We start from the raw sequence: 25,619 nt of genomic DNA, 5'->3' as shown, positions 1-25,619 counted from the left end.
AAAGAACAACAGATGAATTCCATCCAAATCAGCATCTGGGTGCTGGGCATTTTGATCGCCCTGGCCCTCGTGTTTGACTTCATGAACGGCTTCCACGACGCCGCCAATGCGATCGCCACGGTGGTCTCCACCGGCGTGCTGAAACCGCAAACGGCCGTCGCCATGGCCGCTGCCTTCAACTTCATTGCCATCTTCGTGTTCCACCAGCTGACCGTGGCGGCCACGGTGGGCAAGGGCACCATCGATCCCTCGGTGGTCGACCAGTACGTGATCTTCGGAGCGCTGGTTGGCGCCATTGTCTGGAACGTCGTCACCTGGTACTACGGCATTCCGTCGTCGTCGTCGCATGCGCTGATCGGCGGCCTGGTGGGCGCAGCGGTGGCCAAGAGCGGCACTGGTGCGCTGATTTCCGCCGGCCTGATCAAGATCGTCGTGTTCATCGTGCTGGCGCCCCTCATGGGCTTTATCTTCGGTTCGATCATGATGCTGATCGTGTCGTGGATTTTCGTGCGGTCCACGCCGCGCCGCGTCGATAAATGGTTCCGCCGCCTGCAACTGGTATCGGCCGCGTCGTACAGCCTGGGCCATGGCGGCAATGACGCGCAGAAGACCATCGGCATCATCTGGATGCTCCTGATCGCCGCGGGCTATTCGCAGGTCGGCGACGCCGAGCCGCCGCTGTGGGTGATCGTCTCGTGCTACACCGCGATCTCGTTCGGTACGCTGTTCGGCGGCTGGCGCATCGTCAAGACCATGGGCCAGAAGATCACCAAGCTCAAACCGGTAGGCGGCTTCTGCGCCGAAACCGGCGGCGCGGTAACGCTGTTCGTGGCCACGGCACTGGGCGTGCCGGTCTCCACCACCCACACCATCACCGGCGCCATCGTCGGCGTGGGCGCTTCGCAGAAGATGTCTGCCGTGCGCTGGGGCGTGGCCGGTAACATCGTCTGGGCCTGGATCTTCACCATTCCGGCGTCGGCATTCGTAGCAGCGATTGCCTGGTGGGCTGGACGCCACATTCTGTAAAACTACAAAGGGAGCTGCGGCTCCCTTTTTTTTATCCCATGCAAAAAATTGAATTCAAGCAGTTGCTGGACCTGGCGGTGGTCTCCGAAGCGGTCACCGGCAACTGCACCTGCAACCAGGTGCCGCTGGTATCCTGGCAAGCGCTGCCGATGACTCTCGAGCTGGACCGCTTCGACGAAGTGGGCACGCTGGTGGACGATCCGTACGACGAGCCCACCTTCGCCGAATACCACCCGCACGGCACCCGCTACGACAGCCCGGACGCCCCGGTCGCCCCGCGCTACTATCCCTGCAATATCAGCCAGGTAGCTCGCTGCCGCGACTGCGGTCGGCACTACCTGCGCTACAACGAGGCGGGCGGGTATTTTACGGAGTTGCGGATCAGGGCGTTACAGCCGGAGTTGTTGGTGGATGCCCCGTTGTAAGCTTGTCATACGCCGCCAGCAAGCTCTGGTGCAGCGGGCTGCCTTCGAAGTTGGGCCCCAGGGCGTCGAGGCCGAAGAAGCGTTCGGAGCCGTCGAGCAGCGCTTCGGCCAGTTCCAGCGTGGCGGTGCCGTACAGCAGTTCGAGTGCCTGGCGGTAGTTGTCCGGTTCGTCGAGCTTGAGGATGGTTTCGATGCAGCGGTAGACCAGCAGGCGCGGCGCGGGCAGGTCGTGGTAGTGGCGGATCCAGTCGCAGCCTTCCAGCACTGCTTCTTCGTCGCCCACCACCAGCGCCAGCAGGGTTTTCAGTTCGCCGAGGCGCAGCTGCTTCCAGGGCGTGCCGGCTGGCACTGCCAGGCCCAGGATTTCCCACACCGGCCGCTCGTCGTTGAGGTGCGATGTTTGCAGCTCGGCCAGCAATGACGTGCATTCCTGCACCGAGAGATCGTGCAGCCGCGCCAGCAGCGGACGCAGCGCGTTGCCGGCGCTGTTGTTCTCCCATTCCAGGTCGTCGAGCGGATAGATTTCGGAAAATCCCGGCACCAGGATGCGGCAGCTGTAGATGCCTTGCTCGTCGAAATCGGCCACGTAAATATCCTTGCCTTCGGCGTGCAGGGCATCGACCAGCCACTGGTAGTCGCCGGCGGTGGTGGTGCTGAAGTTCCAGTCGACGAAGGGGTAGTCGGAGGTATCGCTGAAGAAGTCCCAGCTGATCACGCCGCTCGAATCGACGAAGTGGATCTCGAGGTTGGTCACCGCGTTTATTTCGGTCATGTCGAAACCCGGTTCGGGCAAGCCGGCCAGCGCTTCGAGCGGGCGCCCTTGCAGCAGTTCGGTGAGTGCGCGTTCGAGGGCGATCTCCAGGCGCGGATGGGCGCCGTAGGATGACAGCACGCCCTGGTCAGCGGAATTGACCAGGGTGACGTTCATGACCGGGTATTTGCCGCCCAGCGAAGCATCCTTGACCAGCACGCCGAAGCCGGCCGCGCGCAGCGCTTCGATGCTGGCGCGCAGGCGCGGGAAGCGGGCGATCACGTCGTCCGGCACGTCCGGCAGGCACAGGCCTTCGGCGATGATGCGGTACTGGATGGCGTGCTCGAAAATTTCGGCCAGGGCCTGGGCGCGCGCTTCGTTGAGGGTGTTACCGGACGCCATGCCGTTACTCACGTACAGGTTGCCGATGATGTTGACCGGGATATACGTGGTGGCGCCATCGCGCAGGCGCGTGTAGGGCAGGGCACAGATGCCGCGCGCGCTGTTGCCGGAATTGATGTCGATGAGCGCGCTGGCGGGAATGTCGCCTTGCGGGTTGTAGAGCGCATGCAGCTCCGGGTTGAGCACGTCTGCCGGCCAGCTGCCATCGGTGGCCGGTGCGAACCATTTTTCGCGCGGATGGTGCACCACCGGTGCACTGGCGCGGGTTGTGCCCAGGTGATAGTGGGTCCAGAAATAATGCGTGCTCAGGCGCTCGGCGAATTCGCCCCAGGCGCTGGCGCGTGCAGCCAGTTCGGTGGCGCCCTTGCCGTTGGCGTACAGCAGCGGGCAGTCGCGGTCCTGCAGGCGCAGCGACCACACGCCGTTGACGGACTGATGCGCAGCCAGTTCGTCGAGCAGGAAGCCGCGCGCGGCCAGCCTGGTCTGCACGTTGGCGATGGTCGTCTCGAGGGCAAGGTCTTTACCCGGGATAAAGGTTTCGGTATTCATCGAAGGCTCTCGGTAAAGGGGAAAAGTGGGCAGGGCTTGCTGTCAGCATACCCCAATGCGTGCATGCCTTGTCGCCCGGGTCGGGTACAATATGCTGCAACGCGCCATGACCTGAAGCGAGCGATTCCGAGTTACCACCGCACCATTACGCAAGGCTTAAATGTGGGATAGCTCCTACGTAAGAATACTCCTTTGGCTGCTTACCGAAGTGCCCCCCGGCGGGCACAATACGGGCTGGATTCAAACAGCAAAGCAGAACATGAAAATCATCGATCAGCGTTACATGGACAGCGACAATCGCTACTCCACCCAGCCATGCCTTCTCAGCATTCTCGAAGTTGACGACGCACCGGCCAACCCGGTCGCCATGGCTTCGCTCGACCAGCGTTTGCTGGCATTGCTGCCGGGCGTGCGCAACCAGGCCGCCATGGTCGGCCTGCGTGCCGAAGGCGTGCCGCAAATCGTGCGCGTGGTGCAGCAGGTTGCAATGGAATTGCGCCGCTTGGCCCTCAACGAAGTGTCGGTCGGTTTTGTCGGCGTGGTGCCGCGCACCCGTGGCCGCTATCGTCTGGTGCTGCCTTACGGCGCCACCGCCAAGAACGCCGCCGCGCCGGCGCTGCGCATCGCCACCCAGATGGTGTCGGCCCTGCGTGCAGGTAAATCGTTCAACTTGCAGGCTGCCGTGGCGCGCCTGCGTGCGCTGGCCGACCGTCGCTCGTTGCCGCGTGGCGCGGCGCTCGCTGCTGCTGCCTGATTTCGCCCCCACAATCCTGGCGCCGGGTAGTCCCCGTCATCCCGGGGCCGGGGCGGCCCGGCACTGGTCCGGTCGCACTTAGGTCGTATTGAGTAGCGGTGCCGGCTCAGTCCAGCACCACCTGCATTCCCTCGTAAGCCAGCTTCACCGTCAATCCCCCCAGGCGTCCCGCGTGGCGCGCCATCACTTCCGCAAACACCGCTTCCAGTTCGTCATCGCTGCGCGTCGGCTCGTGGTGGGTGCAGTACAGCGCCTTCGCGCCGCAGCGCAGCGCTAATTCAATCGCCTCATCGAACGTGCCGTGGCCCCAGCCCTGCTTGGCCGGGTACTCGTCCCTGGTGTAGGAACAATCGACGATCAAGGCATCAACGCCAGCGACCAGGCGGTCGATGGCAGCGGTGCGCGCGCGCACTTGCTGTTCGGCTGCCGCATGCTCGGGATGGTCTGCGGGATGGGGGTTGTAAAAAGGTTCGTGGTCGCCGGTGAAGAACACCGACTTGCCGTGGCAGTCGATACGGTAGCCGAGGTTGATCACCGGGTGGTTCATGACCACGTTCGAGATGGTGGCGTCGCCCACCGTGATGGGCGCGCCCGCCACCAGCGACTGGTACTCGATGGTGGCGCTCATTTGCGTTTCGCTGACCGGGAAATAGCTGTTTTGCAGCTGCACGTTCATCACGTGCTCGATGCCGTGGCCGGTGTCGGGATCGGTCACGCCGTGCAGGCGCACGCGGCTGCCGCGCACGAACAGCGGCGTAAAAAAGGGCAGGCCGTGGATGTGGTCCCAGTGGCTGTGGGTGATGAAGATGTTGGCGTGAATGTCGGCAGTCTTGTGTTGCAGCAGCGATTGCGCCAGCGGGAACAGGCCGGTGCCGGCGTCGAGGATCAGCAGGGTGTCGTTGTCGGTGCGAACTTCGATGCAGGTGGTGTTGCCGCCATAGCGCATGGTGCGCGGGCCGGGTGAGGGAATCGAACCACGCACTCCCCAGAATGTGAATTTCATGCGTACCTCTGGTGCTGTGCCATTTTTAAAGTCGTTTTTCTGGGCGATGATAGCTTTATTTCCGCCAGGCAGGGTAAAAACACAACAAGCTGTGTTCAAATTATGTAAGGGGGAAATCTGTCATGTACACAAACTTGCACTGAGGATACACTTTCGCCATGCAAGAGTTAACCCCCTCCCAAATCTCCCAGCGCCTCGACCTGTTGACCGAACTGAGCGTTGCGCTCGGCAAGTCGCACGATACCGACATCCTGCTCGAGCACATCCTGCTGGTCGCCAAGCGCATGACCAATGCCGACGGGGGCACCCTGTATCGTCCCAGTGCCGACCGCCGCGCGCTCGATTTTCACATCCTGATCAATGACACCCTGGCCATCCACCAGGGCGGCCCTGGCGGCGAACCGATCCGCGCACCGGCGATCCCGCTGTTCGACGCCAATGGCGTGCCCAACCTGTCGGCCGTGGCCGCGTATGCGGCGCACTCGGGCGAGTCCGTCAATGTGGCCGATGTGTACCAGCCGCAGGCCGAGGGTTTCAATTTCTCGGGCATGCTCGATTTCGACCGCCAACGCCAGTACCATTCGAAGTCGATCCTGACGGTGCCGATGCGCGATCACGAGGGTGAACTGACGGGCGTGCTGCAACTGGTTAATGCGCGCGCGCCGCAATCCGAGGCGGATCCGGGCCCCACCATCATCGCCTTCAACCAGACCGACCAGCGCTTCATCGAGGCGCTGGCGGCCCAGGCGGCGGCGGCGCTGACCCACCAGCGCCTGATCGCCCAGCTCGAAGAACTGCTCGAGTCGCTGGTCAACCTGATCAACATCGGCATCGATGAAAAATCGCCGTACACGGGCCGCCACTGCCAGTTCGTACCCGAGCTGACCATGCGCCTGGCCGAGGCGGTGCACGCCACCGAGACGGGGCCGCTGGCCGACTTCCGCATGACCGACGCCGACCGCAAGGAGCTGTGGATGGCCGGCCTGCTGCACGACTGCGGCAAGATCACCACGCCGGTCCACGTGGTGGACAAGGCCACCAAGCTGGAAACCATTTTCGACCGCATCGCGCTGGTCGACACGCGCTATGAGGTGCTCGAGCGCGATGCCAAAATCGCCGCGCTGGAACAGAAGCTGGCACTGGCGACCGATGGCGCCGCCACCCCGGCGGCGCTGGCCGGCATCGACGCGGCGCTGGCGGCGCAGCAGCAAGCGCTGCGTGCTGAACGCGCGTTCCTGCGCACAGCCAACGTGGGTGGCGAGGGCATGGCCCCGGCCGACCAGCAGCGCGTGCGCGACATCGGCGCGCGCGTGTGGACCGACATGGACGGCGCGGCGCGCCAGTTTCTCGACGCCGACGAGGTGCTCAACCTGTCGATCCAGTACGGCACGCTGACCGCCGACGAGCGCAAGATCATCAACAACCACATCTCGGTCACGGTGCGCATGCTCGAATCGCTGCCGTGGCCGCGCCACCTGCGCAACGTGCCTGAGTACGCGGGCGGCCACCACGAACGGATGGACGGCAAGGGTTACCCGCGTGGTTTGCGCGGCGAGCAGATGTCGGTGCAGGCACGGCTGATGGCGATCGCCGACATCTTCGAGGCATTGACTGCCTGCGACCGGCCCTACAAGAAGGGCAAGATGCTGTCGGAGTCGCTCGACATCCTCGGCAAGTTCGCGCTCAACGGCCATATCGATCCGCAACTGTTCGACATCTTCATCCGCAGCAAGGTGTACAGCGAGTTCGCACAGCAGCACATGGACCCGCGCCAGATCGACGTCATCGACGAGTCGCGCATTCCCGGCTACGTGCCCTGATGCGCTGGCGTTCCGGCTGGTCCCGGCATGGCGCGCGGCTGTTGTTGGGCGCGTTGTTGACGCTGGTGGCCGCGTGCGCCAGCATCGGCATCTTCGGCAGCGACACCATTGGCCGGCTCGACGCCATGCTGGGTGACATGCGCATGCGCGTTGAAGCGCCGCAGCTCGACCCGCGCATCGTGATCGTCGATATCGATGAAAAAAGCCTGAACCAGATCGGCCGCTTCCCCTGGGGCCGCGACGTGCAGGCGCGCCTGGTCACCCAGCTGACGGGCCATTACGGCGTGGCCGCCGTGGGCTTCGATATCTCGTTTCCCGAAGCCGACACCAGTTCCGGCTACGGCGTGCTGGCCAGCCTGGCCCGGGGCGAACTGGCCGGCGTGCCGGGCCTGCGCAGCCAGCTCGAACGTTTAAAACCGCAGATGGACTACGACGCGCTGTTTGCCGAGGCGATGCGCGGCCAGCCGGTGGTGCTCGGCTACAGCGTGTCGGACCGGCAAAAGAAGGGCGTGTTGCCCCAGCCGGCCTTCACGCTGGCCGACCTGAACGGCCGCACCGTGACCGCGTTTGCCGCGCCCGGCTACGAGGCCAACCTGGCCCAGTTGCAGCAGGCGGCGCAGGGCGCCGGCATTTTCACAGCCCTGACCGATAGCGACGGCGTGCTGCGCTCATCGACCCTGCTGCAGCGCATCGGCGACGGCTATTATCCGTCGCTGTCGCTGGCCACCGCCAGCGTGTACCTGAAGGCGCGCGCGATTGCGCCGGTGTTCACCCAGACCCTGGACCAGATGTCGGAGGCCGAGCGCGAGCATGGTGGCCTCGACCGCATCGCCATGTTTACGCCGCGCGGACAACTGGCGATACCGGTCGGCGAAGCCTTGACCACCACCATCGAATTTCGCGGCAAGGGCGGCCCCGACGGCGGCGCCTTCCGTTACGTATCGGCCGCCGATGTCCTGATGGGCGCAGTGCCGGCGGACGTGCTGCGCGGCGCCATCGTGCTGGTGGGGACCACTGCCGCCGGCCTCAACGATATCCGCGCCACCCCCGTCAATGCCGAGTTTCCCGGTGTGGAAGTGCACGCCAACCTCATCAAGTCCATTCTCGACGGCCATTTCAAGTCGCGTCCCGATTACGCCCTGGCCATCGAATTTGGCCAGGTGGTGCTGGTGGGCCTGCTGCTGGGCGGCGCGCTGGCGCTGGCCACCCCGGCGATGGCGGTGCTGCTGGCCGTAGGGGCGCTCGTCGGCGCAATGGGCTTCAACTGGTGGCTGTATCACAGTGCCGACGCCGTCCTCGACAGCGCCGTGCTGCTGCTGCTGATCGCCGCGCTGTTCGTCGCCAACCTGGCTTGGGGCTATTTCTTCGAGGTGCGCCAGGGCCGGGCGCTGGTGTCGCGCTTTGGCCAGTACGTGGCGCCGGAACTGGTGGCGCAGATGGCCGACAATCCCGACCGCTACAGCATGGATGGCGAAAGCCGCGAACTGACGGTGCTGTTTGCCGACGTACGCGGCTTCACGGCCATTTCGGAGCAGATGACACCGCAGGAGCTGCGCGAATACATCAACCTGTACCTGACCGCCATGTCGGAAGACATCCGCGACAGCCATGGCGGCACCCTGGACAAATATATCGGCGACGCCGTGATGGCGTTCTGGGGCGCACCGGTGGCGTTTGCCGATCACGCGGGCCGGGCCGTGTCCAGCGCCTTGCTGATGCAGCAAAGCGCGGCGCGCCTGAACCAGCAGTTCCAGGCGCGCGGCTGGCCGCCGCTGCAGATCGGCATCGGCCTCAATAGCGGCTTGATGCACGTGGGCGACATGGGCTCGCGCATCCGCCGCGCCTATACCGTGATGGGCGACGCCGTCAACCTGGGGGCGCGGCTGGAAGGCATCACCAAGGTATATGGGGTGGGCATTGCCGTGAGCGAATTTACGCGGGCCCAGGCGCCGCAGTTCGCGTATCGGGAACTGGACCGCGTCCGGGTCAAGGGCAAGACCGAACCGGTAGCCATTTTCGAGCCGCGCGGCCTGCTTGCCGACGCCGATTGCGCCGAACTGGCGCTGCTGGCCAGCTGGTCGCGCGTGCTGGAACTGTTACGTGCACGTGACTGGGATGGCGCCGAGGCCATCCTGCTGGCTTTACCGGACGATGGGCTGCGCCGGCTGTACGGCGCACGCCTGCAGCAGTATCGCGCCACGCCGCCCGGCGCGGATTGGGACGGCGTAACCACATTCGAGACGAAATAAGCACCGGCGGCAGGGAAGTTGCTGACTGGAAACCATATTCCGTCTAAAATTTGCTTTCACTCAATTGATGTCCAGCCGCGCCTGGCTGGCCATGCACTCACAAGAACCCTCACACATGAACGATCGTCTGGTGCGCCTGCTTGCAGGTTCCGCGCTGTTGCTGTGCGCTTCATATTCCAAGGCCGACACCCCCACCGACACGCCCCGTTTCGATATCGCCCGTTACGAGGTCAACGGCGATACCTTGCTCGGTGAGCAACTGGTGCAAGCGCTGGTGGCGCCGTTTGCCGGCCAGCAGCGCGATTTTGGCGATATCCAGCGGGCGGTCGAAGCGCTGGAAAACGCCTACCGCGCGCGCGGCTACACGCTGGTGCTGGTCATGTTGCCGGAGCAGGAGCTCGCCCACGGCGCCGTGCGCCTGAACGTGCTGCAGACGCAGGTAGGCAAGGTAACCATTTCCGGCAACCAGTACGTGGACGACGCCAATGTGCGGCGCGCACTGCCAGCCCTGGTCGAAGGGCAGACGCCGAACATGCCGGCGCTGGGCCTGAGCCTCAAGCTGGCCAATGAAAACCCGGCCCGCAAGCTGGAAGTGCGGCTGGCCGGTGGCGAAGCCGAAGGCAAGGTCGATGCCGGTATCACGGTGGTGGATGAACGCCCCTGGAAAGCCACGCTCAACCTCGACAATACCGGCAGCGACGCTTCCGGCAAGACCCATGCCGGCGTGGTGCTGCAACATGCCAACCTGTGGGGCCGCGACCACGTGGCCAGCGTGCAGTACACCACCTCGCTCGAACATGGCAGCCAGATCGGTGTCTATGGTGTCGGTTACCACGTGCCGTTGTACGCGCTGGGCGACTCGCTGGACTTTTTCGCCAGTTACTCGAACGTCGATTCGGGCACGGTGTCGGCCGGCATCGTCGATCTGGCCGTCAGTGGCCGCGGCACCACCGCCGGCGCACGCTACAACCAGAACTTCGGCAAGCGCGACAACTATGAACCCAAGCTGGTCTATGGGCTGGACTTCAAGGCTTACCGCAACAGCCTGCAATTCTTCGGCACCGAGCTGGGCACGGACGTGACGGTACGTCCCGTCAGCATCGCCTACGTTGGCGCCTGGCGCCTGCCGGACGGCGAGGCCAGCGTGGGCGTGACCCTGGCGCGCAATATTGCCGGCGGCAAGAACGGCAGCCAGCGCGACTTTACCCTGGCGCGCGTGGGCGCCAAGGCCGGCTACAGCGCCTTGCGCCTGAGCGGCAGCTACAGCCAGGTGCTGGGCAACGACTGGCAATGGCGCGCGCTGTTCAACGGCCAGTACACGCCCGATGCGCTGGTGCCGGGCGAGCAGTTCGGCGTGGGCGGCGGCGCGTCGGTGCGCGGCTTTCTCGAACGCGAAGTGGCCAATGACAGCGGCGCCAACCTGAACCTGGAACTGTACACGCCCAACTGGTGCGGCAATGGCGGCTACCAGTGCCGCGCGCTGGCCTTCTACGACACCGGCTGGGTGCGCCGCAATCACGTCCTGCCTGGCGAAATCGACAGCATGGCGATCGGCTCGGCCGGCCTGGGCCTGCGCATGCTGCTCAGCCGCTACGCCAATGCGCAGTTCGATTATGCCCATGTCGTCAACCCGGGCCTGACCGGGCGCCGCGACGCTAATCGCCTGCATTTCCGGGTTGCGCTCTCGTATTAAGGTACTCGAGGTACTGAGGTACCAAGGATAAAACATCATGACCAAACCAAAACCATTGCGCACCGTGCCCGCCAGCCACCCCTTCGAGCCGCCGCTGCGCCGGACCGCGCTGGCGCTGCTGATCGCCGCCTGTTTCAATGCCGCCCATGCCAATCCGGTCGCGCCGCAAGTGGTGCATGGCCAGGCCACGTTCAACCAGCAGGGCAACCTGTTTACCATCACCAATACGCCCAATACCATCATCAACTGGCAAAGCTTTTCCGTGAATGCGGGTGAGATCACGCGTTTTGTCCAGCAAAATGCCGGCAGCAGCGTATTGAACCGTATCACCGGGCAAGACCCCAGCAAGATCCTCGGTTCCCTGCAGTCGAACGGCAAGGTGTTCCTGATCAATCCGAACGGCGTGCTGTTCGGCCGCGACGCCCGCGTCGATGTGGCGGGGCTGGTGGCCTCGAGCCTGGCGCTGTCGAACCAGGATTTCCTGGCCGGCAAGATGAGCTTCAAGGCTGGCGACACGGCCGGCGCCGTCATCAACCAGGGCGCCATCAACGCCGGCAGCGGCGGGCAAATCCTGCTGATCGCGCCAAACGTGGAAAACAGCGGCATCATCACTGCGCCGAACGGCGACGTGCTGCTGGCCGCCGGCCACAGCGTGCAACTGGCCGACGCCGCCGACCCGGACTTGCGCGTGGTGCTGTCGGCGCCGGCCGACCAGGCCATCAACATCGGCCAGGTGGTGGCGCAGGGCGGACGTATCGGCATGGCCGGCGCGCTGCTGAACCAGCGTGGCGTACTCAACGCCAATAGCGCGGTGGTCGGAGAAAACGGCAAGATCGTGTTGAAAGCCAGCGGCAAGACGCTGCTGGAAAATGGCAGCGTCACCAGCGCCACCAGTGCGGTGGGCAAGGGGGGCGAGATTACCGTGCTGGGCGACCAGGTCGGCATGCAGGGCAATGCCAGCGTGGACGCCAGCGGCGCCACCGGCGGTGGCACGGTGCTGCTGGGTGGCGACTACCAGGGTAAAAATGCGGCGATTGCCAACGCGCGCCAGGTGGCGGTCGGCAAGGATGCCAGCATCACCGCCGACGCGTTAGAGAACGGCGACGGCGGCAAGGTCATCGTCTGGGGCAACCAGACGGCGCGCGTATTCGGCAGCGTTTCGGCACGCGGCGGCGCGGCGTCGGGCAATGGCGGCCTGGTGGAAACGTCGGGCCGTTACCTGGCGGTCGATGGCATCCGCGTCGATACCAGCGCGCGACGCGGCAAGCGCGGCAACTGGCTGCTCGATCCCTACGATATCGAAGTCGTGGCCGGCTACAACGGCGACTTGCAGAGCGTCGGCCAGTTTGCCGACGGGCTCCTCAACGCCACCATCGGCGCCGCCACGATTTCGAATGCCGGCAGCAACGTCATCTTGCAGGCGACGCACCGCATCACCTTCAACAGCGCCATCAACATGGTCAACAGCGGCGCGGGCCTCACTGCCCAGGCAGGCGAGGCGATCAATGTCAATGCAGCGATCACCACCATTGGCGGCGCGGTCAACCTGTCGGCCAACGATGCGGCCGGCGGCATGGCTTATGGCGCCAGCGGCAGCGTCAACCTGAACGCGGCCATCAGCACCGATTATGGCGACGTTACGCTGTCTGGCGCCAGCATCCTGGGGGCCGGCACGGTCACCGTCGGCAATGGCAACCTGAGCTTGAAAAGCAATCTCGCGGGCGGCAGCATCGCGCTGAGCGGCACCGGCGATCGATTGGTGGGTAGCGGTGCGGAAGGGCAGACCGTGCGCTTGCAGGCCGACAATATCAGCTTTACCGGCGGCCTCAATTTCGGCGGCGCCGGTGGCCTGGCCACGCTGACCATCAAGCAATTGAGCGAAGGCCGCCGGATCGACCTGGGCAGCAATCCGGGGACTGCACTGGGCCTGACAAGCGCCGAGCTGAACCGCATTGCCGTCAATACCGTCAATATCGGCGATGCCAGCTCTGGCGGTATTGCCATCAGCGCCCCGGTCAACCTGGTTGACCAGCAAGCGACAAACGGCATCAAATACCTGAACCTGGAAACCGGCGGCGCCCTGGTCGCCACGAACAAGCTGGCCATGCACCAGGCCGACAGCGAACTCAACATGACGGCCGCCAGCCTGACGGTCGGTAACGGCGGTGGCCTGTCGGCGGGCGCCACCGTCAGCCTGACGGCTGATAACATGAGCCTGGGTGGCTCGTCCCAATCGATCCGCGCCGGAACCGGGACCGGGACCGGCACCGTCAGCCTGAATCGTCGCAGCAACAGCGGCAGCATCGAGATCGGCAGCGCCGGCGCGGACAGTGTCGACAGCCTGGGCCTGACCGAAAGCGAGCTGAAATCCGTCGCCGCATCGACCATCGCGATCGGCAATGACAACTACGCCGGCGCGCTGAATCTGCAGGGCGCGCTCGACCTGAGCAACTCGAATAACCTCAACCTGCTGCAATTGCGCACCGGTGGCAATATCAACCTGAACGGCGCCGTGGCCGTCGCGAAGGATCTGACCGTTGCGGCCGGTTCCTTCGGCTCGGACAGGGTGATCAGTGCCAATGGCATCGTCAGCGTCGGCGGCGCTTTCATACTCGATGGCGGTAACTGGGTGCAGAATAATGCCAGTTTGCCCGCATTTTCCGCGTACAGCTTCAATATCAACAACGGCAGCTTCTTGCGCGTCAGGGGCGGCAATGGCAACGTGGCAACGCCGTACCAGGTCGCCGATGTGTACGGCCTGCAAGGGATCGGCACGCAAAGCTACGACAAGCATTACAGCCTGGTAGCCAACATCGACGCCAGCGGCACGGCCAACTGGAACCTGGGCGATGGGCGCACCGGTTTCGCGCCAATGTTCACTGGCGACGATATGGCTTATGCCGGCACCTTAGATGGCGGCAATCACAGCATCAGCGGCTTGACCATCAACGGCGGCGTCAACCCACCGTATTTCGGCAGCGGCCTGTTCGCACGGCTGCAAGGTGGCACCATCCGCAACCTGGCGATGGTAGGCGGCAGCGTTGTCGGCGGTAACAATGTGGGCGCGGTGGCGGGCAACAATGGTGGCGGCACGATCAGCAACGTGACCAGCAGCATGTCCATCAGCGGCAACACCAATGTCGGCGGCCTGGTGGGCGCCAATACCGGCACGATCAGCAATGTCACCGCCACTGGCAGCGTGACGGGGCTCGACTCTCGCACTAACGCGGGCGTTTCTACCGTGGGCGGCCTGGTCGGCGCCAATAACAGCGGCGGCACGATCACAGTGGCCCGCGCCACGGGCGCGGTCAATGCGCCCGGAGGACAGGTGGGCGGCCTGGTCGGCAATAACAACGGCGCCATCTCGCAAGCGTATGCCACCGGCAGCGTGGATGGCGGGGCCGATGTCGGCGGCCTGGTCGGACGCAATGGCGGCACCATCGGCGACGCCTATGCGACCGGCGCGATTGGCCTGGTCAGGGTCTATGACATTTACCCAAGCAACCTTGGCGGCGTCATCGGCTGGAGCGTGCCGGGCAGCAGCGCCAGCCGCCTGTATTTTTCTGGCCGTGTCTCGGGCAATGGCGTCACTCCCGGTACCTTGGGCGCGGTGGTCGGGCGTGCCGATCCTGGCGCGCGCGTGGGGCCGGCGCTCTTCAACTACGAAACCGCCGGCACTTATTTTGACCAGGGCGGCTCTACCGGGCGCAGTACGGCCGACATGAGCAAGCAAAGCAGTTTCGGCGGCTTCAATTTCGGCGACAATGCCGTCTGGCGCATCTACGAGGGCCATACCATGCCGCTGTTGAAGGCGTTCCTGACGCCGTTGCAGGTGACCGCTGGCGGTGCCTCCACCCGCGTCTACGACGGCCAGGTGGCCAGCGTCGGTCCGCTCAGCTATGTCGGGCTGCTCAATGGCGACCTGGGCGCCAGCGGCACTGCCACGTATGGCTACGCGCGCAATGTCGGCACCTATGCACTGGGCGGCTTGTGGTCCACCCAGTACGACATCAGCTATGCCGGCGCCACCAGCGTGTCCATCACGCCGCGTGCGTTGAGCGTCATCCTGAGCGGCAGCAAGGTGTACGACGGTGAGCTCGGCTTTGCCAATGTATCGTTAAGCCTGGACAACGTCGTCAGCGGAGACTCCGTGAGCGTGGCTGGCACCGCTGCGCAATTTCTCGACAAGAACGCTGGCACCAACAAGCCGGTCACGGTCAGCGGCCTGACCATTTTGACCGGTAATGAACTGGGCAATTACAGCCTGGCAGATACCGCCACTGGCACGGCCGATATCACCCGCGCCACTCTCGCCCTGGGCAATGTCAGCGCGGCCAATAAAATCTACGATGGCAACACCACCGCCAGCATCAGCGGCAACCTGACTGGCGTGATCGGCAGCGACCAGGTCCAGCTAACGGGCCTCTTGGGCAGTTTCAACAACAAGAACGTGGGCGCCGCCAAGGAGGTCAGTTACAGCGTGACCGAGAGCAATCTCAGGGGCAACGATGCCGGCAACTATGTATTGGCCACCGGAGGCAGCACCAGTGCCACCATCACGGCGCGCACGCTCAATCTCGGCTTCGCCGGTGTCAATAAAACCTATGATGGCAACGCGGCGGCGACCTTGACGATTACTGACGATCGTGTCGCGAACGACGTGCTGACAGCAACGGCCAGCGGCGCCTTTGCCGACAAGAATGCGGCTGCGAACAAAGCGATCACGGTGGAGAATGCCAGCTTGTCCGGCACGGATGCTGGCAACTACGTGCTGGCCTCGACCACCGGCGCGACCAGCGCCACCATCACGCAGCGCGCGCTGACGCTGGGATTTGCGGCAGCGGGTAAAACGTACGACGGCAAAACCGACGCCACGGTCTCTGTGACCGACAACCGCGTGACTGGTGACGTATTGACGGCAACGGCTACTGGTTCATTTGCCGACAAAAACGCAGGCATCAACAAGGTCGTGACGGTGGAGAACGCCAATCTGTCCGGTACCGATGCGGCCAACTATGTGCTGGATTCAACCACCGGCGCGACCAGTGCCACCATCGCGCAACGCGCACTGGTGCTGGGCTTTACGGCCGCCGGCAAGACCTACGATGGCAACACTGTGGCCACGGTTTCAGTGATCGACAACCGCGTGACTGGCGACGTACTGACGGCAACGGCAAGTGGTTCCTTTGCCGACAAAAACGCAGGCATCAACAAGGTCGTGACGGTGGAGAACGCCAGCCTGTCCGGCACCGATGCCGCCAACTATGTGCTGACCTCGACCACCGGCGCTACCAGCGCGACCATCACGCAGCGCGCCTTGGCGCTGGGCTTTACGGCTGCTGGCAAGACCTACGACGGCAACACCGCCGCCACAGTCTCAGTGATCGACAACCGCGTGACTGGTGACGTTCTGACGGCAACGGCCACTGGCGCCTTTGCTGACAAAAACGCAGGCTCCAACAAAGTTGTGACGGTGCAGAACGCCAGCCTGTCCGGCACCGATGCCGCCAACTACGTGCTGGACTCGACCACCGGCGCGACCAGCGCCACCATTGCGCAACGCGCGCTGGCGCTTGGATTCACGGCCGCCGGCAAAACCTATGACGGCAACACTGCTGCCACGGTTGCTGTGACCGACAATCGCGTGACTGGTGACGTACTGACAGCAACGGCCACTGGCGCCTTCGCCGACAAGAACGCCGGTGCCAACAAAGTCGTAACGGTGCAGAACGCCAGCCTGTCCGGTACCGATGCCGCCAACTACGTGCTGGACTCGACCACCGGCGCGACCAGCGCCACCATCACGCAGCGCGCGCTGGCACTCGGCTTCACGGCAACCGGCAAGACCTATGACGGCAACACCGCCGCCACCGTTGCTGTATCCGATAATCGTGTCGCTGGTGACGTACTGACGGCAACGGCCACTGGCGCCTTTGCTGACAAAAACGCAGGCACCAACAAAGTTGTGACAGTGCAGAACGCCAGCCTGTCCGGTACCGATGCCGCCAACTACGTGCTGGACTCAACCAGCGGCGCGACCAGCGCGACCATCACGCAGCGCGCACTGTCGCTCGGCTTCACGGCAGCGGGCAAGACCTACGACGGCAACACCGCCGCCGCCGTCGCAGTGACCGACAACCGTGTGGCTGGCGACGTACTGACAGCAACGGCCACTGGCGCCTTCGCCGACAAGAACGCCGGTGCAAATAAAGTGGTGGCAGTGCAAAACGCCAGCCTATCCGGCACCGATGCCGCCAACTACGTGCTGGACTCGACCACCGGCGCGACCAGCGCCACCATCACGCAGCGCGCGCTGGCGCTCGGCTTTACGGCAGCGGGCAAGACCTACGACGGCAACATCGCCGTCGCCGTCGCAGTGACCGACAACCGTGTGGCTGGCGACGTACTGACGGCAACGGCCACTGGCGCCTTTGCCGACAAGAACGCCGGTGCCAACAAAGTGGTGACAGTGCAGAACGCCAGCCTGTCCGGCACCGATGCCGCCAACTACGTGCTGACCTCGACCACCGGCGCGACCAGCGCGACCATCACGCAGCGTGCACTGTCGCTCGGCTTCACGGCAGCGGGCAAGACCTACGACGGCAACACCGCCGCCGCCGTCCCAGTGACCGACAACCGTGTGGCTGGCGACGTACTGACGGCAACGGCCAGCGGCGCCTTTGCGGACAAGAACGCCGGTGCCAATAAAGTGGTGACAGTGCAGAACGCCAGCCTGTCCGGCACCGATGCCGCCAACTACGTGCTGACCTCGACCACCGGCGCGACCAGCGCCATCATCGCGCAACGCGCCCTGACCCTGGGCTTTACCGGTAACGACAAGGTGTATGACGGCGGTAGCGCGGCAACGGTCGCGATTGCCGATAACCGACTCGCGGGCGATGTTCTCAATATCTCGGCCAGCGCCGCGTTTGCCGGCAAGAATGCCGGCAGCGGCAAGACGGTTACGGTAAGCAATGCCAGCCTGTCCGGCACCGATGCCGGTAACTACACGCTGGCAGTATCCGGTGGCGCGACCACCGCCAGCATTGCCCGCGCGGCACTGACTCTGAGCAGCATCAGCGCCAGCGACAAGGTGTATGACGGCACGCAGGCGGCCAGTGTCAGCGGCACCGTGGCCGGCGTGATCGGCCAGGATGCGGTCAGCCTGGCCGGCGGTAGCGGCGTCTTTGCCGACCGTAATTTCGGTACCGGCAAAGCCGTGGCCGTGAGCGGATTCCTGCTGGCCGGCAGCGATGCCGGCAATTACACCTTGACGACCAATAGCGGCGTGGCGCAGGCCAGCATTGCGCAACGCGCCTTGTCAACCTGGATCGGCGCGAGCGGCGGCTTGTGGAGCGATGCCGCCAACTGGGAAGGTGGCGTGGCGCCAAGCGGCAGCAACGTGCTGGCAGCTGATTTTGCGGCCAGCACCGGCACCGTGGTGTACACGGCCGCCGCTGGCGACACCGTACTCAACAGTTTTACCTCGCGCGGCGGCCTGAACCTGACCGGCGGTAGCCTGCTGGTCAATGGCGCCTTCAGCGCTGCCAACTATGCGCAAAGCGGTGGTTTGCTCGGCGGTTCGGGCAATGTCACGATCAGCAACAGCTTCAGCCAGAGCGCCGGCGCCATCAACGTGGGCGGCAACCTGGCCATCAGCCAGGCCAGCGGCGACCTGCGGTTTGCCGCGCTGGCGGCCAATGCGATCAGCTTGACCGCCAGCACGGGCGCCATCAGCCAGAGCGGCGCCGTGGTGGCCAACAGCCTGGCAACGCAATCGCAAAGCGGTACGGTGCTGAACGACGCCGGCAATCGCCTTAAAAGCTTTAGCGCCAGCAATAGCGGCGCCGGCGGCATAGCCTTGACCACGACCAGCGCGCCCGATCTGCTGGTGCTGGGCAGCCTTGCTACCGGCGCCGGCGATGTGCGTATCGAAAGCACGGGTGGGGTCGAAAGCCATGCCATTGCCAGCGGCAGCGGCAACGTGACCCTGATCGCACACAGCCCGGTCAACGTGCAGGGCGCCATCAGCGCCAATGATGTCACCATCGATGCCAGCACTGGTGTGAGCTTCGGCGACGGTGCGCGCGTCAATGCGGCGCGCACCGTCGCGGTCACGGCCGGTACCGGCGTCACGTTTGCCGGCGCGGCCACCCTCGATGTGCTGGCGACGGGCGGCATCAATGTCCTGGCCAGAAACGGCGATCTGACCGCTGCCGATACCGTGCGCATCAACAGCCGCGGCGCGCCCGTTACCTTGCTGGCGCCAAATGGCAGGTTGATCGTGCCAGCTTCCGTGATGGTAGCCTTGCCGGTGACCACGCCGGTGGTGCCGCCATCGACGGTCACCATCCCTGGCAATGCCGTGGCCTCACTGACCAACACGTATAACCCGCTCAACCAGATCAGTACGCCCAACAGTGTGAGCAGCCCGCTGCTGGCAAACCTGGCCCTGGAAGACTCGACGAAGAAAGCTACAAATGAATCCAAAAACGGTATCAAGAAGACCTACTGCAACTAGGTCGATCCTGGCAGTCGCCATGCTGTGGCTGGTGCTGATGGGCATCAGCCTGCACGCGCTGGCGCAGGTGGCCGGCACGGTGACGCAGTTGAGCGGCCCGATGATGGCGAAAAAGGCCGACGGCAAGGTCAAGATACTGTCGCTGAAATCCGACGTGGAATCGGGCGACACGTTAACGACCGAGAAGAACACCTATGCCCTGGTGAAATTCATCGACAACAGCGAAATCACCCTGAAGCCAGGCACCACCTTTGTCGTGGAGCAGTTTGCCTACCAGTCCGAGCAGCCCGACGGCGACCGGGCCAGTTTCAACCTGGTCAAGGGCGGCCTGCGCTCGCTGTCGGGCTTGCTGGGCAAACGCAACAAGGAAAAGTTCAGCCTGAAAACACCGGTGGCCACCATCGGCATACGCGGCACGTATTTCACTGTCGAATATATCGGCGCCGGCGGCACCATACCGTCGGCCCCGACGTTGCCCAAAACGGCGGTGCCTAGCCTTCCGCCAGGACTCTACACGTCCGTGATCGACGGACAGATCCAGGTGAGGAATCCGAGCGGCACGCTTAATTTTGCCGCCGGCCAGTTCGGCTATACGCCAAGCGCCAGCCAGCCGCCGATCCTGATACCGCAGAATCCGGGCTTGCAGTTTACGCCGCCGCCCAGTTTCACCACGATAGGGCCCGTTGCCAGCGGCCAGTCCGCCACGCCGGACAAGTCTGGCGGCGTCGATTGCGAGGTGCGCTAGATTTCGCTTGACCTTCCCATCGTTGGATAGTTGATCCTGTATGCATTCTCCATGCATACAGGATTTTTAACATGCAAAACCCCGCTCAACACACCTTGTCGTTCGGCATCGACGGTATGAGTTGCGCTTCGTGTGCCGGCCGGGTCGAGAAGGCGCTGGCCGGCGTGCCCGGCGTGGTGGACGCCAGCATCAACCTGGCCACCGACACGGCGCGCGTCACCAGCAGCACGCCGATTGCGCTGGCGTCGCTGCAGGCGGCGGTGGAGCAGGCCGGCTATGCACTGGTCACCAGCGAGATCGACCTGAACATTGAAGGCATGACCTGCGCCTCGTGCGTGGGGCGCGTGGAAAAGGCGCTGCTCAAGGTGCCCGGCGTGCATGCCGCCAGCGTCAACCTGGCCACCGAAAGCGCGCGCATCAAGGTCAGCGGTGTGGAAGCCGCCGCCCTGGTCGCCGTCCTCGACAAGGCCGGCTATCCGGCCAGCGTCGCCAGCCATGACAGCACTGCCACGGCCGCCGTAGCCGCAACCCCTGCGCGCGATGGCTGGAAAGTGGTGCTGGCCGCCGCCTTGTCGCTGCCCCTGATGCTGCCGATGCTGCTCGAGTGGGCCGGTTTGCACTGGACGCTGCCGGGCATGCTGCAATGGGCACTGGCAACGCCGGTGCAATTCCTGCTCGGCTGGCGCTTTTACCGCGCCGGCTGGAAAGCGGTGCGGGCCGGCGCCGCCAATATGGACTTGCTGGTCGCCGTCGGCACCAGCGCAGCCTATGGCTTGAGCGTGTACCTTCTGCTGGCCGGCCATGGCGGCATGGCGCACCTGTATTTCGAGGCCTCGGCCGTCGTCATCACTCTGGTCTTGCTGGGCAAGTGGCTCGAAGCGCGTGCCAAGCGCCAGACCGCTGCGGCTATCCGGGCGCTGCAAGTGCTGCGCCCCGAGTCGGCCCGGGTGCGCCGCGACGGCCAGGAGCACGATGTTCCGGTGGCCCAGGTGCGGCTGGGCGACCTGGTCGTGGTGCGTCCGGGCGCCCGCATCCCGGTTGACGGCGTCGTGCTCGAAGGCGCGAGCGACGTCGATGAATCGCTGATCACCGGCGAGAGCCTGCCGGTGAGCAAGCACGCGGGCGAGCAGGTGACGGGCGGCGCCATGAATGGCGCCGGCGTGCTGCTGGTGCGCACCAGTGCCGTGGGGCTGGAGTCCACCTTGGCGCGCATTATCAGGCTGGTAGAAGACGCGCAGGCGGCCAAGGCGCCGATCCAGCACCTGGTTGACAAGGTGAGCGCCATCTTCGTGCCAGTGGTGCTGGGACTGGCGCTGTTGACGCCGCTGGGCTGGTGGATTGCCAGCGGCGACCTGGAAACGGCGATTATCAACGCCGTGGCCATACTGGTGATTGCCTGCCCGTGCGCCCTGGGCCTGGCCACGCCGGCGGCGATCATGGCCGGCACCGGCGTGGCGGCACGCTACGGCATCCTGATCAAGGACGCCGAGGCGCTGGAGGTGGCGCACGCGGTCACCACGGTGGTGTTCGATAAAACCGGCACCTTGACGGTCGGCATGCCCGTGCTGGCGGCGCTCCACGCGCATGACATCGCCGAAGAACGCTTGCTGCAACTGGCGGCTGCCATCCAGGCCGGCAGCGAACATAGTCTTGCCAGGGCCGTGCTGGCAGCGGCTGCGGCGCGCCAGCTGGCGCCCCTGACGGCCGGCGGCGTAGCGGCGTTGCCGGGCCGGGGGCTGGCGGCCCAGGTCGATGGGCTGGCTTTGAAGCTGGGCAGCACGCGCCTGATGCAGGAAGAGGGCGTGGACCTGGCGCCGCTGCAAGAACAGGCGCAGGCGCTGGAAGCTGCCGGCAATACCATCTCCTGGCTGTCGTGCGGACCGCAGTTGCTGGGCCTGTTCGCCTTCAGCGACCCGGTCAAGCCTGGCGCCCGCACGGCGATAGTCCGGCTGCAAGCGCTGGGCATTGCCACCGTCATGCTGACGGGCGACAACCAGGGCAGCGCGCATGCCGTCGGCAAGCTGCTGGGCATCGACACGGTGGTGGCCAATTTGCTGCCGGCCGATAAAGTGGCTAGAATCGTGCAGCTGAAGGCGGCTGGCGCCAGGGTAGCGATGGTAGGCGACGGCATCAACGACGCGCCGGCGCTGGCGGCGGCCGATGTTGGCATTGCCATGTCCACCGGTACCGACGTTGCCATGCAGGCGGCCGGCATTACCCTGATGCGCGGCGACCCGGCGCTGGTGGCGGACGCCATCGATATTTCGCGCCGTAGCTACAGCAAGATCCGCCAGAACCTGTTCTGGGCCTTCATCTACAACCTTGTGGGCATTCCGCTGGCGATGCTGGGGCTGCTCAATCCCGTGGTGGCCGGCGCTGCCATGGCACTCAGTTCCATCAGCGTGATCAGCAACGCGCTGCTGCTGCGCCGCTGGAAGCCCGCCAACACACCCCGGAGTGCCACATGAATATCGGACAAGCCGCTGCCGCCTCGGGCATCACCGCCAAGATGATCCGCTACTACGAGAGCATCGCGCTGGTGCCGCCAGGACGGCGGTCCGATGCCGGCTACCGGGTGTACAGCGACGATGATTTGCACGTACTACGCTTCGTCAAGCGCGCCAGGACGCTCGGCTTTTCGCTGGAGCAGATCCGCGAACTGCTGTCGCTGTGGCAGAACAAGGCGCGCGCCAGCGCGGACGTCAAAGCCATCGCGCTGGGCCACGTGGCCGAACTCAACCAGCGCATCGCCGAGCTGACCGAGATGCGCGATACGCTGCAAACGCTGGCCGGCTGCTGCCAGGGCAACGACCGTCCCGATTGTCCGATCCTGCAGAGCCTGGGGCATCCGGGCTGATGCCTGTGAAGCTGGCGCGGCGGTTTTGCGCGCGGTGCTAGCATCGGGGCATGACAACACCCTATCAACTCTATTACTGGCCCGGCCTGCAAGGGCGCGGCGAATTCGTGCGGCTGGCTCTGGAAGAGGCGGGCGTTCCCTACGAGGACGTGGCGCGGCGGAAGAAGGGCATGCCGGTGCTGCAAGCGAGCCTCGATTTTGCGCACAGCGAGCATCCGTCGTTCGCGCCGCCGGTGCTGCGCGCGGGCGAGCTGCTGATCGGGCAGACTGCCAACATCCTGCTGTTTCTCGGCATCCGCCACGGCCTGGCGCCGCGCGCGGAAGCAGGGCGGCTGTGGGCCAACCAGCTGCAACTGACCATCGCCGACATCGTCAACGAGGTGCACGATACCCATCACCCGCTCTCGACCAATCTATACTACGAAGACCAGAAGAAGGCGGCCAAGGTGCGATCCAAAGACTTCATCGCCGAGCGCATCCCGAAATTTCTCGGTTACTTCGAGCAGGTGCTGGCCAACAACCCGGGACGCGGCGCGTTTGCCGTGGGGGCGCGGCTATCGTACGTGGACTTGTCGCTGTTCCAGCTGATGGCTGGCCTGCGCTATGCGTTTCCCAACGCGATGGCGCGCCAGGAGCACGCGTGGCCCCGGCTGGTCGCCTTGCACGACGCGGTGGCCGCGCGGCCCACTATCGCCGCGTATTTACGCTCGAAGCGGCGGATACCGTTCAATGAAGATGGCATCTTCCGCCACTACCCTGAACTCGACAAGTAACGGTCAGTTGGCGCTCGCGACGGGGAACCCGGCATCGGCAATTGCCGCCTTGAGCGGCGCCAGCTCGGTGGCGCTGTCGATGCGCACCGTTTTGCTGGCCAGATCGACTTCCACCTTCGCCGCCGCATCGATCGTCTGCACCGCGCGCGTGACGGCGCTGACGCAATGGCCGCAGGTCATGTCTTCCACTTGTAGCTGATACATGGTGTTTCTCCTTACAGGTTGGGGGCATGATACTGTAAGGCTTCCAGCGGTGGTAAGGTCAAGCGGATGGTGGTGATACAAAAGGTTGATCACGCGCTCTACTGATTGCGATCAAGGATTGTGTATCTTGTAGCGATACAGTATCTTGATGATCAGGAGCTTCCGACACAAAGGTTGCAGCGCTATTTTGAAACCGGCAGCAAAGCCGGGATACAGAAGGAAGCGATGCGATTCTTGTCGATTATCTGGACTATCACTAGGGGGGCTGCCAATGGCACGCATGCATAATCCGCCTCATCCAGGGCAGGTGTTGCGGGAGTATTTAGGTGACATGACAGTCACCCGGGCCGCGTTGCAACTCGGGGTAGGGCGGGTGACGTTGCAGCGCATCGTCAATGGCGTTGCCGGTATTTCGCCGGATATGGCCTACCGCCTGGGGGCTGCTTTCGGAACCAGTCCGGAACTGTGGGCGGGCATGCAGATGCAGTACGACTTGTACCGGGCCGCCAGGCTCAAGCGCCCCAAGATCGTCCGGTTTGCCTGATTGTTCAATCCTCACCCCAGCGGCGGATCGTCCAGCCGTGCCAGGTCGAGGCTGACCAGGGCCCAGATGCCGTCGGCGTAGCTGGGCTCGCGCGACAGGTATTCCACCTCCGAGGCCTTGATTTCGAACGCCTTGCCCTGTTCGACCAGTTGCCCCACGTGGCCATAGATGGCCTTGGTGGCGTTGCTCATGGCGCGGTCCACTGTTTCGCCGCTGGTGGTGCAACCGGGAATGTCGGGTACCGTCACGCCGTACCTGCTGCCGCCATGCTTTTGGATCAGAATTGGAATATCCATCGTGTCACCTCGGCCGGGTCCAAAAATCAGGAGAATCAATGACTTGGAGGTCTCAGTGTCGTACAGTCACGGCCACGTTTCAAGCACTTTCGTGACAGTTTTACGACGCCACTTTTCATATTGGTAACAAATGTTGACATGAATAAATCTTCGTACTATTCTGTTTCTTCGGTTTAAACACCAGGTCCCGCATCCCCGTACCTGGTCAGGCAATTCGCTCACACCATCCAATCTACGGGGAAAATCATGAAAAACTTCAAGCTCGCCGCACTTGCTCTGGCATTTGCCGCCATTGGCAGCGCCAACGCCGCCGTCATCACGTTCCAGACCGGCCAGTCCACCGCTGCCGCGCAAGCCACCGCCGAAGGCTATCGCGACGCCGTGGAAGACGCTGTTGCCGGTTCGCCACTGAGTTCGACCGTGTTGACCAGTTACGACATCGTCTCCAATCAGGGCCTGTTCGGCACCGGCAACAGCAACCTGGCCTACAAGTCGGACATCACGTTCGGCCTGACGGCAAACGGCACGTATTCGTTCCGCGCCGGCGTCGATTTCGGCAAGGGCGGGGCGCTGTTCCTCGACGGCCAGGCAGTGGCGTTCAACGGCAACGACATGTGGTGGGCCCACAGCTACGTGAACACCAACTCGATCTTCGAAGTCAGCAATCTGTCGCTGCTGGCTGGCAACCATACGCTGACCCTGTACGGTCTGGAAAACTGCTGCGACGGCGGCCAGCAAGTGCAGTTCTCGGCCAATGGCGCCGCCTTCCAGAGCTTTACCAAGCAAACCCTGGCGCCGGTTCCGGAGCCGGAAACCTATGCCATGATGCTCTGCGGCCTGGGCCTGGTAGGCGCGGTGGCACGCCGCCGTCGCCAGAAACAAGCCTGACACTGCATTTCCCGTCACCGCCGCAACCGCCGGCGGTGATTGCGCTTCCCTCGGTTACATCCTCCTGCTTCCGCCTTCCCTTCCCGCTGTTCCGCTCCCTCCCAAAAGTTACTGCAGGC

17 protein-coding genes are annotated in these 25,619 nt (G+C 64.3%); 13 read left to right on the top strand and 4 right to left on the bottom strand.

Going from position 1 to position 25,619, the window contains the following annotated elements:
• Positions 1 to 12: 12 nt before the first annotated feature.
• The gene (locus tag ASF04_RS09170; RefSeq protein ID WP_056140320.1) at positions 13 to 1,026 is read left to right on the top strand and encodes an inorganic phosphate transporter; all 1,014 of its coding nucleotides are present in this window, start codon (positions 13 to 15) and stop codon (positions 1,024 to 1,026) included.
• 38 nt (positions 1,027 to 1,064) lie between these two features.
• Positions 1,065 to 1,451 carry a hypothetical protein gene (locus ASF04_RS09165; protein ID WP_056140318.1) on the top strand — a complete coding sequence of 129 codons (387 nt, stop codon included), beginning with the start codon at positions 1,065 to 1,067 and terminating at the stop codon, positions 1,449 to 1,451.
• Here the strand turns inward: ASF04_RS09165 and ycaO are convergent.
• A complete protein-coding gene (gene ycaO / locus ASF04_RS09160; protein ID WP_056140314.1) occupies positions 1,408 to 3,153 on the bottom strand; it encodes a 30S ribosomal protein S12 methylthiotransferase accessory factor YcaO in 1,746 nt (581 codons plus the stop codon). The genes ASF04_RS09165 and ycaO overlap by 44 nt on opposite strands.
• Before the next feature lie 259 nt (positions 3,154 to 3,412).
• Here ycaO and ASF04_RS09155 point away from each other — a divergent pair, with 259 nt between their 5' ends.
• Positions 3,413 to 3,907: a hypothetical protein gene (locus ASF04_RS09155; protein ID WP_019922630.1), complete on the top strand. Its 495-nt coding sequence runs from the start codon at positions 3,413 to 3,415 to the stop codon at positions 3,905 to 3,907.
• Between the two features lie 106 nt (positions 3,908 to 4,013).
• On the opposite strand, the gene ASF04_RS09150 is transcribed toward ASF04_RS09155, so the two are convergent.
• Positions 4,014 to 4,910 carry an MBL fold metallo-hydrolase gene (locus ASF04_RS09150; RefSeq protein ID WP_056140312.1) on the bottom strand — a complete coding sequence of 299 codons (897 nt, stop codon included), beginning with the start codon at positions 4,908 to 4,910 and terminating at the stop codon, positions 4,014 to 4,016.
• 158 nt (positions 4,911 to 5,068) lie between these two features.
• Between ASF04_RS09150 and ASF04_RS09145 the strand changes: the two genes are divergently transcribed.
• The 8 genes from ASF04_RS09145 (at position 5,069) to ASF04_RS09110 (ending at position 23,568) form a co-directional block, all read left to right on the top strand.
• The gene (locus tag ASF04_RS09145) at positions 5,069 to 6,730 is read left to right on the top strand and encodes an HD domain-containing phosphohydrolase (protein WP_056140309.1); all 1,662 of its coding nucleotides are present in this window, start codon (positions 5,069 to 5,071) and stop codon (positions 6,728 to 6,730) included.
• The gene (locus ASF04_RS09140; RefSeq protein ID WP_056140306.1) at positions 6,730 to 8,979 is read left to right on the top strand and encodes a CHASE2 domain-containing protein; all 2,250 of its coding nucleotides are present in this window, start codon (positions 6,730 to 6,732) and stop codon (positions 8,977 to 8,979) included. Before ASF04_RS09145 ends, ASF04_RS09140 begins: the two co-directional genes overlap by 1 nt.
• A gap of 115 nt (positions 8,980 to 9,094) precedes the next feature.
• Positions 9,095 to 10,672, top strand: coding sequence for a ShlB/FhaC/HecB family hemolysin secretion/activation protein (locus ASF04_RS09135; RefSeq protein WP_056140303.1), 1,578 nt, complete (start codon positions 9,095 to 9,097; stop codon positions 10,670 to 10,672).
• 37 nt (positions 10,673 to 10,709) lie between these two features.
• Positions 10,710 to 19,193, top strand: a complete 8,484-nt coding sequence (locus tag ASF04_RS09130; RefSeq protein WP_056140301.1) for an S-layer family protein — start codon at positions 10,710 to 10,712, stop codon at positions 19,191 to 19,193.
• Positions 19,153 to 19,938 carry a FecR domain-containing protein gene (locus ASF04_RS09125; protein WP_229204983.1) on the top strand — a complete coding sequence of 262 codons (786 nt, stop codon included), beginning with the start codon at positions 19,153 to 19,155 and terminating at the stop codon, positions 19,936 to 19,938. Before ASF04_RS09130 ends, ASF04_RS09125 begins: the two co-directional genes overlap by 41 nt.
• 71 nt (positions 19,939 to 20,009) lie before the next feature.
• Positions 20,010 to 22,406, top strand: coding sequence for a heavy metal translocating P-type ATPase (locus ASF04_RS09120; protein WP_056140298.1), 2,397 nt, complete (start codon positions 20,010 to 20,012; stop codon positions 22,404 to 22,406).
• Complete coding sequence (gene cueR, locus ASF04_RS09115; RefSeq protein WP_056140297.1) at positions 22,403 to 22,795, top strand: Cu(I)-responsive transcriptional regulator; 393 nt, start codon at positions 22,403 to 22,405, stop codon at positions 22,793 to 22,795. Before ASF04_RS09120 ends, cueR begins: the two co-directional genes overlap by 4 nt.
• Positions 22,796 to 22,845: 50 nt before the next feature.
• On the top strand, positions 22,846 to 23,568 hold the full coding sequence (locus ASF04_RS09110) for a glutathione S-transferase (RefSeq protein WP_056140293.1): 723 nt from the start codon (positions 22,846 to 22,848) through the stop codon (positions 23,566 to 23,568).
• A gap of 3 nt (positions 23,569 to 23,571) precedes the next feature.
• Here ASF04_RS09110 and ASF04_RS09105 read toward each other — a convergent pair whose 3' ends face one another.
• On the bottom strand, positions 23,572 to 23,772 hold the full coding sequence (locus ASF04_RS09105; RefSeq protein ID WP_056140289.1) for a heavy-metal-associated domain-containing protein: 201 nt from the start codon (positions 23,770 to 23,772) through the stop codon (positions 23,572 to 23,574).
• Between the two features lie 271 nt (positions 23,773 to 24,043).
• On the opposite strand from ASF04_RS09105, the gene ASF04_RS09100 reads away from it, so the two are divergent.
• Positions 24,044 to 24,316, top strand: coding sequence for a HigA family addiction module antitoxin (locus ASF04_RS09100; RefSeq protein WP_056140285.1), 273 nt, complete (start codon positions 24,044 to 24,046; stop codon positions 24,314 to 24,316).
• 11 nt (positions 24,317 to 24,327) lie between these two features.
• Here the strand turns inward: ASF04_RS09100 and ASF04_RS09095 are convergent, their stop codons facing one another.
• On the bottom strand, positions 24,328 to 24,612 hold the full coding sequence (locus ASF04_RS09095; RefSeq protein ID WP_056140282.1) for a type II toxin-antitoxin system HicB family antitoxin: 285 nt from the start codon (positions 24,610 to 24,612) through the stop codon (positions 24,328 to 24,330).
• 246 nt (positions 24,613 to 24,858) lie between these two features.
• On the opposite strand from ASF04_RS09095, the gene ASF04_RS09090 reads away from it, so the two are divergent.
• Positions 24,859 to 25,500: a CCXG family PEP-CTERM protein gene (locus ASF04_RS09090; protein WP_056140279.1), complete on the top strand. Its 642-nt coding sequence runs from the start codon at positions 24,859 to 24,861 to the stop codon at positions 25,498 to 25,500.
• Positions 25,501 to 25,619 lie beyond the last annotated feature (119 nt).

The sequence above is a fragment of the Duganella sp. Leaf61 genome, assembly GCF_001421905.1.
Taxonomy (GTDB): Bacteria; Pseudomonadota; Gammaproteobacteria; order Burkholderiales; family Burkholderiaceae_D; genus Rugamonas; species Rugamonas zoogloeoides.
Note: the sequence above shows the minus strand (reverse complement) of the source record. Positions and strands in the feature narration are given on the sequence as shown.

What these genes read in the sequence shown, in the direction of transcription:
- ASF04_RS09170 (WP_056140320.1), top strand. Translation starts at nt 13, where the DNA reads ATGAATTCCATCCAAATCAGCATCTGGGTGCTGGGCATTTTGATCGCC.
- ASF04_RS09165 (WP_056140318.1), top strand. Translation starts at nt 1,065, where the DNA reads ATGCAAAAAATTGAATTCAAGCAGTTGCTGGACCTGGCGGTGGTCTCC.
- ycaO (WP_056140314.1), bottom strand. Translation starts at nt 3,153, where the DNA reads ATGAATACCGAAACCTTTATCCCGGGTAAAGACCTTGCCCTCGAGACG.
- ASF04_RS09155 (WP_019922630.1), top strand. Translation starts at nt 3,413, where the DNA reads ATGAAAATCATCGATCAGCGTTACATGGACAGCGACAATCGCTACTCC.
- ASF04_RS09150 (WP_056140312.1), bottom strand. Translation starts at nt 4,910, where the DNA reads ATGAAATTCACATTCTGGGGAGTGCGTGGTTCGATTCCCTCACCCGGC.
- ASF04_RS09145 (WP_056140309.1), top strand. Translation starts at nt 5,069, where the DNA reads ATGCAAGAGTTAACCCCCTCCCAAATCTCCCAGCGCCTCGACCTGTTG.
- ASF04_RS09140 (WP_056140306.1), top strand. Translation starts at nt 6,730, where the DNA reads ATGCGCTGGCGTTCCGGCTGGTCCCGGCATGGCGCGCGGCTGTTGTTG.
- ASF04_RS09135 (WP_056140303.1), top strand. Translation starts at nt 9,095, where the DNA reads ATGAACGATCGTCTGGTGCGCCTGCTTGCAGGTTCCGCGCTGTTGCTG.
- ASF04_RS09130 (WP_056140301.1), top strand. Translation starts at nt 10,710, where the DNA reads ATGACCAAACCAAAACCATTGCGCACCGTGCCCGCCAGCCACCCCTTC.
- ASF04_RS09125 (WP_229204983.1), top strand. Translation starts at nt 19,153, where the DNA reads ATGAATCCAAAAACGGTATCAAGAAGACCTACTGCAACTAGGTCGATC.
- ASF04_RS09120 (WP_056140298.1), top strand. Translation starts at nt 20,010, where the DNA reads ATGCAAAACCCCGCTCAACACACCTTGTCGTTCGGCATCGACGGTATG.
- cueR (WP_056140297.1), top strand. Translation starts at nt 22,403, where the DNA reads ATGAATATCGGACAAGCCGCTGCCGCCTCGGGCATCACCGCCAAGATG.
- ASF04_RS09110 (WP_056140293.1), top strand. Translation starts at nt 22,846, where the DNA reads ATGACAACACCCTATCAACTCTATTACTGGCCCGGCCTGCAAGGGCGC.
- ASF04_RS09105 (WP_056140289.1), bottom strand. Translation starts at nt 23,772, where the DNA reads ATGTATCAGCTACAAGTGGAAGACATGACCTGCGGCCATTGCGTCAGC.
- ASF04_RS09100 (WP_056140285.1), top strand. Translation starts at nt 24,044, where the DNA reads ATGGCACGCATGCATAATCCGCCTCATCCAGGGCAGGTGTTGCGGGAG.
- ASF04_RS09095 (WP_056140282.1), bottom strand. Translation starts at nt 24,612, where the DNA reads ATGGATATTCCAATTCTGATCCAAAAGCATGGCGGCAGCAGGTACGGC.
- ASF04_RS09090 (WP_056140279.1), top strand. Translation starts at nt 24,859, where the DNA reads ATGAAAAACTTCAAGCTCGCCGCACTTGCTCTGGCATTTGCCGCCATT.